The organism is Mesorhizobium loti, from assembly GCA_014189435.1.
Lineage (GTDB): Bacteria > Pseudomonadota > Alphaproteobacteria > Rhizobiales > Rhizobiaceae > Mesorhizobium > Mesorhizobium loti_G.
On record CP050293.1, the window covers coordinates 5,714,765 to 5,727,510 of the forward strand.

Here is a 12,746-nt window from a genome sequence, read left to right on the forward strand (position 1 = left end):
GGATGCAACACTAGAGCGCCACACGTCCTTCCGGACGGGCGGCGCCCGCACGATTTTTTCTTAAAAGGGGTAGGACATGAAGACTGAACTCGACCATCTCGCTGAACTCGCCGGCCAGGGCCGTATATCGCGCCGCGACTTCCTCGGCCGCACTGCGGCACTGGGCGTGTCGGCCGCACTCGCAACGACACTGGCAGGCAGGGCTTTCGCCCAGACGGCGGTGAAGGGCGGCACCATCAAGGCTGGCCTGCAGGGCGGTGAATCGACCAACAGCCTCGATCCGGCGCTGAACCTCAGCCAGGTCACCTTCAGCTTCGGCAAGCTTTGGGGCGAGTATCTCGTGCGCCTCACCCCCGACAACAAGCTGGTCAACCTGATCGCCGAAGAGATCGGCGCTTCGGCCGACGCCAAGACCTGGACGATCAAGGTGCGCGACGGCATCGAGTTCCACAATGGCAAGACCGTCACCGCCGAAGACATCGCGGCCACCATCGAGCGCCATGCAGACGAGAAGTCGAAGTCGGGCGCGCTCGGCATCCTCAAGAACATCAAGGGCGTCAAGGCGAGCGGCAAGGAAGTCATCGTCACGCTCGGCGACGCCGATGCCGACTTCCCCTATTTGATGGCCGACTACCATCTCGTCATCCAGCCGAATGGCGGCAAGGACAACCCGAATGCCGGCATTAGCGCCGGGCCTTACAAGGTCACCGTCAACCAGCCGGGCGTGCGCCATGGCGGCGAACGCTTCGCCAATTACTGGCAGGGCGACAAGGCCGGCCATGCCGACCAGGTTGAGATCATCGTCATCAATGATGCGACCGCTCGGCTTGCAGCCTTGCAGGGTGGCCAGGTGCACATGATCAACCGCGTCGAGCCGAAGGTGGTCGATCTCGTCAAGCGCATTCCCGGCGTCTCCATCGAGAACGCTTCGGGCAAGGGCTATTACCCGTTCAACATGTTCTGCGACACAGCCCCCTTCGACAGCAACGACCTGCGGATGGCGCTGAAGCTTGCCATGGACCGCGACGAGATGCTGGAAAAGATCCTGCGCGGCTATGGCTCGGTCGGCAACGACTTCCCTATCAACGAAGCCTATCCGCTGTTTTCCGCCGACATCGAGCAGCGCAAGTTCGACCCGGAAAAGGCAGCGGCAGCCTACAAGAAATCAGGCCATAGCGGCTCGATCGTGCTGCGCACCTCGGACGTCGCCTTCCCCGGCGCCGTCGACGCCGCACAGCTCTATCAGCAGTCCTGCGCCAAGGCCGGCATCAAGATCGAGATCAAGCGCGAACCTGGCGACGGCTACTGGTCGGAAGTCTGGAACAAGCAGCCCTTCTCGCTCTCCTACTGGGGCGGACGCGCCACGCAGGACCAGATGTATTCCACCGGCTACGTCTCGACCGCCGACTGGAACGACACGCGTTTCAAGCGGCCGGAATTCGACAAGATGCTGTTTACCGCGCGCGGCGAACTCGACCAGGCCAAGCGCAAGGCGATCTACCACGACATGGCGGTGATGATGCGCGACGAAGGCGGGCTGATCGTCCCTTTCTTCAACCAGTTCATCGACGCTGCCGCCACCAACAAGATCGGCGGCTTCGCCAAGAGTCCGATCGGCGAAATGATGGACGGCTACGCGCTTGCCGAATGCTGGCTCAACGCTTAGCCGAAATCTGATCGTCCGATTTCATTTATCAAGAACGCCGTGTGCCCAAAACGGCACACGGCGTTCCCGTTTCAACCGCCAAACCGCATGGAGCAGCCCATGGCGCTCAAATCCAAGCTTTTGCTGATCATTCTCGACGGCGTGCCCTACAGGAACTGGCGCCGGCTGATGGGCAACCTCGAAGGTTGGGTCCAATCGGGCGAGGCGCGGGTCTGGAAGATGCGCTCCGTGCTGCCGTCCACTTCCGCCTGCTGCTACGCCTCGATCCACACCGGGGTTTCGCCGCAGGTGCACGGCATCCTGTCCAACGAGAACCGGTTCCGCGTCGCGCAGCCCGACATCTTCTCCGAAGTCAGCAAGGCCGGCGGCAAGACGGGCGCCGTGACGCATTCCTACTGGTCGGAATTCTTCCGCGCTTATCCGTTCGACCTGGTCGACGACATGGAATTCGACGAACCAGACGGACCGATCACGCATGGCCGCTTCCACACCATGACCGGCTACAACGCCCGCAACCAGATGACGCCGAGCGATGTCGACCTGTTCGCGACCCTGACCATGCTGACCAAACGCCACGGCATCGACTACGGCATCCTGCACACCTGCACGCTGGATTCGATGGGGCACCGCTTCGGCCATGACTGCCACGAGATGGACCATGCCGTCTATGCGATGGACGGCATGCTGGCGGCCTTCCTGCCGCGCTGGATCGAAGCCGGCTATGAGGTCATGGTCACCGCCGACCATGGCCAGACCGATCGTGGCCATCATGGCGGCCATGACGACGAGATGCAGGATTTCGCGCTGTATTATTTCGGCCCCGGCAAGGGTCCGCAGGCTGACACGCTGCTCGACCAGCTGCAGCTGGCGCCAACGGTGCTGAGCCGGCTGGGTGTTCCCGTGCCGGAGACGATGAAGGCTAAGCCGTTTTTGGGGTGAAAGGCGCGACGTTGGCGTCCCCCTCTCCCCGTCCTTTACGGGGAGAGGGTAAGGGTGAGGGGCAGCGCCAACGTCGAGTATAAGACCCCACGTCGGCGCCGCCCCTCATCCGCCTGCCGGCACCTTCTCCCCGTATAGTGACGGGGAGAAGGGATGCTCTGGCAACCTCCGCGCTCTTCGGTTAGCCTCCGCAAAATTCCTTGGCGGAGGATGAACCTTTTGGACCGATCAGCGACAGAGCAGACAGGAGCCAGGTGGCTCGACCGGCCATGACGGCAGCGACGGAGACCGATCGCGCGCTTGTCGACCGGGTCGCGAAGGGCGACCGTGCCGCCGTGCGGCTCCTGTTCATGCGTCACCACGCGCGGGTCTACCGCTTCGTGGCGCGCCAGACGGGATCGGAAATGATGGCTGACGATATCGCCAACGAAGTGTTCCTCGAACTGTGGCGTCAGGCGCCAGGTTTCGAAGGACGCTCCGAAGTCTCGACATGGCTGCTCGGCATCGCCCGTTTCAAGGCGCTGTCCCTGCTGCGCAAGAAGAAGGAAGACTGGATCGACGACGAGGCCGCCGCCGCGGTGCCCGACAGCGCCGACACGCCGGAAGTCGTCACCATGAAGGAGGACAAGGCTGCCGCCTTGCGGCGCTTCGTCGACGCCTTGCCCGAAGAGCACCGCGTGGTGATCGATCTTGCCTATTATCACGGACAGTCGGTGAGCGAGATCGGCGAGGTGCTCGACATTCCGGTCGCCACCGTCAAGACCCGAATGTTCTACGCCCGCAAGAAACTCGGTGAGGCCCTCAAGGCCGCCGGTCACGACAGGGGGTGGCCATGAGCGCCGCTGAAAAGATGTCGCGCCGCGACGAAATGGAAACGCTGCTGCCGTTCTATCTGAACGGCTCGCTGGAAGGTTCGGATCTGGAAGCCGTCGAGGAATGGCTGGCCAGCGATCCGGCCGCACTTGCCGCCCTTGGCGAGGCGGAAGCCGAATTCTCCGGCGCGACGGCCGCCAATGAGGCGATCCGGCCGCCGTCCGATGCGCTCAGCCGCTTCGCCAAGGCGCTTGATGCCGAGGCCGGGGCTGCGCGCAAACCGGCAGGTTCGTCCTGGCTGGCGCAGGCCTGGGGCCGCTTCATGGCGGTGCCGGTCGGTGTCGCCTGGGCCGCGGCCGCGGTTCTGCTGGCCCTGGTCATGGTGCAGTCGTTTGTCGAGCCCGGCGGCAAGGGCCGTGATTTCGAGATTGCCGGCGCGCAAGACGATCTGTCGAAAATGCCGTTCGCCCTGGTCAAGTTCAAACCGGATGCCAAGATGTCGGACATTTCCGCCTTCCTCGGCGGCAACGGGCTGAAGATCATCGGTGGACCGACCGCCGACGGTGTGTTCCGGCTTGGCATGCCGGCTGCCAACGCAGCCGACTATGCGAAGCAAATCGGCCTTATTGCCGCCCAGCCTTTTACGGAGACTGTGATCGAGGGAAGGAAACCGGTTGATGGCGGCTGAGGCAGTCATTCGATTTGCGGCAATGCTTGCGGCGGCGATGACAATCGCCGCCGTGCCCGCGTCGGCGCAGACCAACGACCCCAATCCCGACCCGGCGAAAATCGACTGCCGCGACGGAACCAATGCGGCGGGAACGGACTGCGCCAAGGACGGCAGCGACGCAAAGAGCGGATCGGACGCAGGCCAATCCGGCGCTGTCTTCCTGCCGGCGCTGATCGTCGACCTGTTCCCCAACCCGGCGGCGACGCCGGCACCGGTGCCGACGCCACGGCCGGCGCCCGCGACGCCGCCGGCCGACAATCAGGCCGGCCCCCCGCCTGGCGGCCCGATCGTCTCGCCGACCGATCTCATCGCCGTTCAGCCGCCGCGCGCGGTGGTTGGCGATTTCGTGCCCGACGAGGTGCTGGTGACCGTCGACGGCGATGCCGGCGCCGTCCAGCAGATCGCCGCCTCCTTCGGCCTCCAGGTGCGCTCGCAGCGCCAGTCGCGGCTGCTCGGCAGCACGCTGGTGCGCTTCGGCATTCCCGACGGCCGGCCCGTCGGCGTCGTGCTGGCGCAGCTGGCCGCCGACGGCCGCACCCAGCGGCGCGAGCCCAACCATGTCTATTCGCTGCAGCAGGCCGCCAGCATCGTCAACTATGCCTTCGACCGCATCGCGCTCGATTCCAAACAGGCCAGCGGCGAAAACGTCCGCATAGCGGTGATCGACACCGGCATCGACGACACCAACCCGGCGCTGGCAGGCGTCATTGCCGGGCAATTCGACGCCATGCCCGACGTGCCGATCGAAAAGCGCGATCACGGCACGTCGATCGACGGCCTGATCGCCGGTGTCGGCGCGCTGGAAGGCATGGCGCCCGGCGCCAGGATCTACCACGCGCGTGCCTTCGAGGGCGGCAAGTCGACCATGGACGTCATCCTGTCTGCGCTCGACTGGGCCGCTGAGCAGGACGTGCGCATCATCAATATGAGCTTTGTCGGGCCGAAGAACGACCTGCTCGGCGTCGCCTGCCGCAATGCCCGCGCGCTCGGCATGGTCCTGGTCGCCGCCGCCGGCAACAACGGGCCGAAAGCACCCTATGGATATCCGGCTGCCTTCGACGGCGTCATCGCGGTGACCGCCACCGATGCCAAGGACGGGCTGATGCCGCAGGCCAATCGCGGCGCCTATGTCTTCATCTCGGCGCCGGGCGTCGAGATGGTGGCGCCGAGCGGCGCCGGCTCGGACGTGGTCACCGGCACCTCGTTCGCGGCGGCGATCGTGAGCGGCGCCATCGCCAATCTCATCCATGCCGCGCCCGACCGCTCGGCCGACGATATCGAGAAAGCGCTGGCGGCAACGGCCAGGGATCTCGGCCCCAAGGGACGCGACAATGATTTCGGCTATGGGCTGCTCGATATCAAGGCGGCGGCAAAGGAGTGAGCTTTAGTCAAGGCGGGCTTGGGTCAAAACTCAATCAGCCTACTTGCCGCCAATGGCCGAAATGGGGGCCGGAAGCCGACGAGCGGTTTTCAAGGTAAGTTAGAGAGCCGCCAAAAACATGTTTTGCTTCCTTCCAGCTTGGAAGGTCGAAAAAGTCTTTGCCTTTTCATTCCAACGATTTTCTTGACATCGCCGATCTAAACGAGCAATCTCACGTCAGACACGTGAGTAAGGTGACGATCATGAAAATGGATATGGCAATCATTGGGACCGGCCCGGTACTATCCGGCTCCATCAATGGCAAAGCTGCTTTTGCAGCCTTTGTAAGGGCCATTGATTGCGAACCAGCCGCACCGACCCCGCTATTCCTTGACTTTGCAAACATCGACGTGGCCACCGCCAGCTATCTTAGAGAATCGGTGTTTGCCCTGAAGGGATACATGCGCACGATTTCATCCAGGTATTATCCAGTCGTTGCGAACATTAACGACGAAATTTTGGACGAGTTGCTGGTTGTGGCGAACACCAAAGGCGATGCGATTATGAGCTGTCGCCTAGACCGCGACGAGCGTGTCTCCAGAGCGGAGTTGATTGGTAGCCTTGATCCGAAGCAACAGATGACATTCGACTTGGTTAACGAGTATCATGAGGTTGATGCCAACCATCTCATGGAAAAATTTGGAGAGTCTGAACAGACCAAGAGCACTACAGCTTGGAACAACCGCCTTGCCAGCCTCGCGGCGCGCGGTGTGATTCGTGAGTTCGCTCAGGGTCGTTCGAAATACTATCGGCCGCTATTTGAAGAGGTGATCTGATGGGAGTGGAGTTTTTAAACAGAACAAAGAAAGCGATACGTAAGCACGTCGATACGAAGCGGGCAGAGCTTGCTACGCCGGGCTTGTTTACGGTCAATCCCACAAACCAGCCCCGCCGAGCGATTGCTTCGATCAGCGCCGGGGTAAATGTCGCCAACGGCGAAGTGCTTATTGTTGAGACAAAGGGCGGGCGGGTGAGTTTGCGCCGAGGCAATAGCGTCGTCGGCTCATTCGATAATCCCGCTGGCGACGTAATCTCTGCAATTGAGAAATCGGGGGGCGCGGCGAACGGTGTCGTTGGCCGGGTACACAAGCTCTCGAAGAAAGCAGAAGTATCTCTGTGCTGAACCTCCATCGTCCAGATACGCGAAGCCATGAAGTGATTATCCGATCGCTAACGGATGATCCATACAGCAATACCATGGCCTTGGGTTGCCCCGGATGCCCTCATTTCTCCGAATGCGGCGGCCTTTCGGTCCGCGCTTCACTTGTCGACTGTCTGGAATTGTGCTGCGGAGACTCGGCTCACTGTACGCGCGTCTGCCGTCATAACCCGCAGCTCTTTGTGCAGCAGATGAGAGAGGTCGGCGGCCTTAATTTGGAAGGCATTCCACGGACATCCGTTTGTTCTTCCCAATTGAGCGCGGATATCGTGCCGCTCATCTACCATGGAAGCAGTCGAACGATAGCGCTCGCTGGCAGAGCGTTCGCTCTACGCTTAGCCGACCTCATCGACTTCAAGCGCGGGAAGCTTCATTTCGAAACGCGCGAAGCTTTGTGTCAGGCATACAGCATAAACCCAGCGGCTGACCTTGTTCTAACCGGAGTCAATCACGATCACCGGATTGAGCCATGGTGGACCCTTGGCGAGCAGCGCCTTGCCATCATCAAGGCGATGAAGGGACTTGGGATCGCGCTCGTAACGACGCCAAACTTCAGTCTTCTCCTTGATAACCCGCGAACAGATGACCTTCACGCTATGAAGCGCATCGCCATCACGTTCGAGGAATTCCAGCGTGAAGGGTTGCCCTGCGCACTCCATCCCAACGGTCGGACCTATCGCGACTTTGAGCGCTGGTCGAAGTTCATTGCTGACCACTCCGAGATCGAGACGCTCGCCTACGAATTTATCACCGGCTCAGGCCAAAAGCTCAGAAGGCAGTTTCACCTAGATAGGCTCGCTGATCTGGCCAAGGCCTCCGGCAGGGAACTGAACATTGTGGTGCGCGGCGATCCTCAGGTCATTCCCTTCCTGCGGCAGTTCTATCGCCACGTCATCTATATCGAAACCAACGCATTCATGAAAACTTTGAAGCGTCGGCGCGCCGAACGATTAGATAACAATGCGCTTCGCTGGCCCCCGGCGCCGACCATCGTCGGCGAGACAGTCGACAGACTTTTGATCCACAATGTTGAAGAGCAGATCGCCTTTTTGCGGGCCACCTACTACGGCAGCGATGCGCCTTTTGCAAAAGCTGCGTGAGGTGGAAAATCGAGACGCTGACCTTCGATCTGGTAGATGACATTTGCCTCGGCGTGCAGAGCGGCACTCTCACAGAGGCAGGCCTGCCGCCGACTCATGCCGATGGCCTCGGACCGCTCTTAGAGTTGCGACATACGCAACCAAACATCGTGAACGAAGATGGTGGACCTCTTTGGCTCACTGCGGACAATTATCGCGAACTTATGCGCAACATGCGCGACACAGATTCCTGGTTCGAGCCCACATCAGGACACCAGGGATATATTTCGGTCGATAAACTTCGACGAGATGAACTCGCGTGGACCAACTTTGTGCTACGCGCCAAACGAGCAGCGATCTCGGCCGGATTTTCTGACGACTACGGCGGTAAGCTTACGGCGGCCATTGGCGAGTTTTACGCGAACGTCATCGACCATAGTGGGCGTATCGATACGGGCTACGTCGTCTATAGCGCCTCTCCTGGCCGCTTTGAGTTTGTTGTGGCGGATGCTGGAATGGGTGTCCTGAGCAGCCTTCGTGGCAATCCAGCATATGCCTATCTGGCCGACGCTGGCACCGCGCTCGAATTGGCCCTGGACGAGGGAGTATCCCGTTATTACGCCGAACAGGGGCATGGTTTTGGGTTTCGGCCGTTGTTTGTCGGCCTAGCCAACATAAGCCGATACATGCGGTTTCGGTCGGAGGATCACAGCCGCTCACTGACAAGGAAAGCCGACGGATCGATTGATGCTCAGACAAGCCAACTCGCCAGTACCAATGGATTTTTCTGTTGCGTGGTTTGCGATGTTGAAGGCCAGACGCCAGCCAATCATCCAGCTCATTCGCCACCAAAAAATGCGGACAAGGCTAGCTGATAGTGCGCTGATAGTACTTTGTGTGGCCGGCTCACGCCGACGCTTCTAGCCCGGCGCGCCGGCCACCGATCCCCTGACCACCAGGTCGACCGGCCAGACCTCGCCGCGGGCGCCCTCTTCCAGGCCGGAAATCCGTGCCGCCAGCCGCTCGGCGACGCGGGCGCCGGCCAGACGGATCGATGAGCGCGTCGTCGACAGCGGCACCGAAAAATTCTCCGGCCTCAGCCAGGGGAAGACATCGTCATGGGCGATCAGCGACACGTCGCCCGGAATGCTCAGGCCAAGGTCGCGCACCGCACGCACGACGCCCAGCGCCATGATCAGGCTGGAGCAGGCGATCGCCGTCGGCGCGTCGCCCTCTTCCAGCAGACGCCTGGTGGCGCGATAGCCGTTCTCCTCGGTCATATCCACCGAGCAGACATGGCGCTCGCCCAATGTCAGCCCGCTCGCGGCAAGCGCCCGGCGCACGCCGCGTTCGCGATGGATGGCGAAGGTCTCGCGATCGTCGCCGTTGATCAGCGCCAGCCGCCGGTGGCCGAGCTGGATCAGAAGCCTGGCCGCCTCGTGGAAGGCGCCCTCATTGTCGATGTCGGTGAAGGCATAGTCGAAATCGAAACCTTCGCTGCGGCCATGGACGATGAAGGGAATGCCGAGCGTGTTGACCAGCGCCACGCGCCGGTCAGCGGGCCTTGGCGAGGAGATATAGACGGCGTCGACCTGCCGGTTGGCGACGATACGCCGGTAGGTCGTCTCCTGATCGTCGGCGTCGGCCGGCGACAGAACCAGGTCGAGTTCGTGCGAGCGAGCGTAGTCGCCGAGGCCGGATAGGAACTCGACGAAATGCGGATCGATATCGACGGCGGCACCGGTCGGCAGGACATAGCCGATCATGCCGGTCTTGCCGGTCGCCAGCCGGCGCGCGCTCGGATTGGGGCGGTAGCCATGACGCTTGGCGGCATCCATCACCCGCCGGCGCGTTTCCTCGTTGACCTCGGGATAGCCGTTCAGCGCGCGGCTTACCGTGGTCTGCGAAAGGGCCAGCATATGGGCGAGCTGCTTGAGGTTCACGAAAGTCTCCATTCCCTCAAAGCGCTTTTAAATTGAATCGACCCAAGTGCCGTAAGGGCCGGTCCATAGGAGGATGGACCATAGACGCGGTTTGGGCCTGTTTGAAGCAAAAATTGCTGCTGCACTGCCATAAAAGCATGCTGCAGCGCACTTTTTCTGCCGCAAATGCGCGAAGTTAAATCGATTAGCTCGCCAGCCTCTTGACTTCCCGACGATTCAATGGCGAGATCAGAAAAGCCAAAGCGCTTTGGAAGACTCTTCGAAAGGTTGCGGTTCCTTTCTGACTGAGTCACAGTCCTGCGGCGTCGGCGGGCGGAATGGAGGTTCCGTCCGGTGTGTGTGACCCACTGGGAGGAATACCGATGAAGAAAATGCTTTTGCTGGGTGCTGCGTTTGCCACGCTCGCCCTGAACGCGCCCGCGCATGCCGAATTGAAGTTCAAGCCGGGCGAAGACAAGCGCTTCAACTGGGCGAACTACGAAGAGCTCAAGAAAGTCGATCTCAAGGGTGAGACGCTGTCGATCTTCGGACCGTGGCGCGGCGAGGACGAAGGCCTGGTGCGCGGCGTTCTCGACTATTTCTCGGAAGCCACCGGCGTCGAGATCAAATACTCCTCCTCGGAGAATTACGAACAGCAGATCGTCATCGATACACAGGCCGGCAGCCCGCCCAACATCGCCGTGCTGCCGCAGCCGGGCCTGATCCAGGACCTGGCATCGAAAGGCCTTTTGACGCCGCTTGGTGACGACACCGCCAAATGGGTCAAGGACAATTACGGCGCCGGCCAGTCATGGGTCGATCTCGGCACCTTCAAGGACAAGGACGGCAAGCCGGGCTTCTTCGCCTTTCCCTACAAGGCTGACGTGAAGTCGCTGGTCTGGTACTCGCCGGACAATTTCGAGGAAGCCGGCTACAAGGTGCCGAAGACGCAGGAAGAACTCGCCGATCTCGAAAAGAAGATCATCGCCGATGGCGGCAAGCCGTGGTGCATCGGCCTCGGCTCGGGCGGCGCCACCGGTTGGCCGGCGACCGACTGGGTCGAAGACCTGATGCTGCGCACCCAGCCTCCGGAAGTCTACGACAAATGGGTCAAGAACGAGATCCCGTTCAACGATCCGGCGGTGGTCAACGCCATCGACATCTTCGGCAAGATCGCGACCGACGACAAGATGGTCGACGGCGGCGCCAAGGCGGTTGCGGCGACCGATTTCCGCGACAGCCCGAAGGGCCTCTTCTCGGTGCCGCCGAAATGCTACCTGCACCATCAGGCATCGTTCATCCCGACCTTCTTCCCGGAAGGCACCAAGGTCGGCCAGGACGCGGACTTCTTCTACTTCCCGCCCTACGCCTCCAAGCCTGAACTGGGCACGCCCGTGCTCGGCGCCGGTACGCTGGCGATGATCACCAAGGACTCCAAGGCGGCGCGCGCGTTCATCGAATTCCTGAAGATGCCGCTCGCCCATGAGATCTGGATGGCCGAGGGTGGTTTCGTGACGCCGCTCAAGTCGGTCAACAAGGATGCCTACGCCAGCGACGCGCTGAAGAAGCAGGGCGAAATCCTCGCCAACGCCTCGACCTTCCGCTTCGACGGTTCCGACCTGATGCCGGGCAAGATCGGCGCCGGCGCCTTCTGGACCGGCATGATCGACCTGGTCGGCGGCAAGTCCGCGCAGGATGTCGCTACCGACATCCAGAAGAGCTGGGACGCCATCAAGTAGGGGTCCGACAGAGGTAAGCAGCCGATTGTTCGGCTGAAGTTTGGACTATCCCATCCCAAATGGATCCGAGCCCTGGAGGCCCGGATCCGACCGGCGGCGCGTGCCGCAGCGACTATCATGAGCACACAGACATCCGGCATGAAGCGCGATCAGCAAAAGGGAAAACCCGTCTTGCCTGACCATCGCGCTCTGAACAACTGAATCGGCGCATCTCACCGCCCGGACCGTTCGGCTTTGGCTGGTGATGCGCAGGGGGAGGGACCCATGGCGGCTCAGATTTTCTCGGCCATTTTCGTCATCATCGTCGGCGTCGGCGGTTGCGTCGCCTATTTCTGGGGCGCCAACAAGCTGGTCGACCTGATATTCCCATCGCGCGGCGTTGCCGGTGCCGCGGCCATCGACAATCTGCGCCGGCAGGGGCTGGTTCGTCCCTGGCTGTTTGTTGGCCCGGCGATGATCATCCTGACCATCTACCTGATCTATCCGGTGGTCGAGACGCTGCGGCTGTCGTTCCTCGATCGCGGCGGCATCAATTTCGTCGGCTTGGCCAATTACGAATGGGCCTTCGGCGACCGCGAGTTCCGCAACTCGATCCTCAACAACATCATCTGGCTGGCGGTCGTGCCCGCCGCCTGCACCTTCCTCGGGCTGATCATCGCCGTGCTCACCGACAAGATCTGGTGGGGCACGATCGCCAAGAGCCTGATCTTCCTGCCGCTGGCGATCTCCTTCGTCGGCGCCAGCGTGATCTGGAAATTCATCTACGAGTATCGTGGCGAGGGCCAGACGCAGATCGGCATCCTCAACGCCATCATCCAGCATTTCGGCGGCCAGCCGCAGGTCTGGATATCGCTGCCGTTCTGGAACAATTTCTTCCTGATGGTGATCCTGATCTGGATCCAGACCGGCTTCGCCATGGTCATCCTGTCCTCCGCCCTGCGCGGCATTCCCGAGGAAACGCTGGAAGCCGCCGTCATCGACGGCGCCAATCCATTCCAGATCTTCTGGAAGATCATGGTGCCGCAGATCTGGGGCACCATTGCCGTGGTCTGGACCACGATCACCATCCTGGTGCTCAAAGTGTTCGACATCGTGCTGACCATGACCAACGGCCAGTGGAACAGCCAGGTGCTGGCCAATCTGATGTTCGACTGGATGTTCCGTGGCGGCGGCGATTTCGGCCGTGGCGCCACCATCGCCATCATCATCATGATCGCGGTCATCCCGATCATGGTCTGGAACATCCGCCAGGCGAACAAAGAGACGGGAGGACATTGAG

General features: G+C 61.4%; 12 protein-coding genes. 11 read left to right on the plus strand and 1 reads right to left on the minus strand.

The features are described from left to right. Window positions 1-76 precede the first annotated feature (76 nt). The 9 genes from HB777_27265 (at window position 77) to HB777_27305 (ending at window position 8,681) form a co-directional block, all read left to right on the plus strand. The gene (locus HB777_27265; GenBank protein ID QND67259.1) at window positions 77-1,666 is read left to right on the plus strand and encodes a twin-arginine translocation signal domain-containing protein; all 1,590 of its coding nucleotides are present in this window, start codon (window positions 77-79) and stop codon (window positions 1,664-1,666) included. Between the two features lie 99 nt (window positions 1,667-1,765). Then, the gene (locus HB777_27270) at window positions 1,766-2,605 is read left to right on the plus strand and encodes an alkaline phosphatase family protein (protein QND67260.1); all 840 of its coding nucleotides are present in this window, start codon (window positions 1,766-1,768) and stop codon (window positions 2,603-2,605) included. 269 nt (window positions 2,606-2,874) lie between these two features. Then, on the plus strand, window positions 2,875-3,441 hold the full coding sequence (locus HB777_27275; protein QND67261.1) for a sigma-70 family RNA polymerase sigma factor: 567 nt from the start codon (window positions 2,875-2,877) through the stop codon (window positions 3,439-3,441). Further along, the gene (locus HB777_27280; protein ID QND67262.1) at window positions 3,432-4,106 is read left to right on the plus strand and encodes an anti-sigma factor; all 675 of its coding nucleotides are present in this window, start codon (window positions 3,432-3,434) and stop codon (window positions 4,104-4,106) included. Before HB777_27275 ends, HB777_27280 begins: the two co-directional genes overlap by 10 nt. Further along, window positions 4,096-5,529, plus strand: coding sequence for a S8 family serine peptidase (locus HB777_27285; GenBank protein QND67263.1), 1,434 nt, complete (start codon window positions 4,096-4,098; stop codon window positions 5,527-5,529). Before HB777_27280 ends, HB777_27285 begins: the two co-directional genes overlap by 11 nt. Window positions 5,530-5,771: 242 nt before the next feature. Beyond that, window positions 5,772-6,344 carry a hypothetical protein gene (locus HB777_27290; protein QND67264.1) on the plus strand — a complete coding sequence of 191 codons (573 nt, stop codon included), beginning with the start codon at window positions 5,772-5,774 and terminating at the stop codon, window positions 6,342-6,344. Then, window positions 6,344-6,691, plus strand: coding sequence for a hypothetical protein (locus HB777_27295; GenBank protein ID QND67265.1), 348 nt, complete (start codon window positions 6,344-6,346; stop codon window positions 6,689-6,691). The genes HB777_27290 and HB777_27295 overlap by 1 nt, the downstream gene beginning before the upstream one ends. Before the next feature lie 227 nt (window positions 6,692-6,918). Beyond that, a complete protein-coding gene (locus HB777_27300) occupies window positions 6,919-7,827 on the plus strand; it encodes a DUF4417 domain-containing protein (GenBank protein ID QND67266.1) in 909 nt (302 codons plus the stop codon). After that, complete coding sequence (locus HB777_27305) at window positions 7,824-8,681, plus strand: hypothetical protein (GenBank protein ID QND67267.1); 858 nt, start codon at window positions 7,824-7,826, stop codon at window positions 8,679-8,681. Before HB777_27300 ends, HB777_27305 begins: the two co-directional genes overlap by 4 nt. A gap of 45 nt (window positions 8,682-8,726) precedes the next feature. Here HB777_27305 and HB777_27310 read toward each other — a convergent pair whose 3' ends face one another. Beyond that, entirely contained in the window at window positions 8,727-9,749 is a 1,023-nt protein-coding gene (locus tag HB777_27310) for a LacI family DNA-binding transcriptional regulator (protein ID QND67268.1), read from the minus strand. Window positions 9,750-10,111: 362 nt separating this feature from the next. Here HB777_27310 and HB777_27315 point away from each other — a divergent pair, with 362 nt between their 5' ends. Further along, entirely contained in the window at window positions 10,112-11,467 is a 1,356-nt protein-coding gene (locus HB777_27315; protein QND67269.1) for a carbohydrate ABC transporter substrate-binding protein, read from the plus strand. 264 nt (window positions 11,468-11,731) lie between these two features. Then, entirely contained in the window at window positions 11,732-12,745 is a 1,014-nt protein-coding gene (locus HB777_27320) for a sugar ABC transporter permease (GenBank protein ID QND67270.1), read from the plus strand. The last annotated feature ends 1 nt before the right edge of the window (window position 12,746 follow it).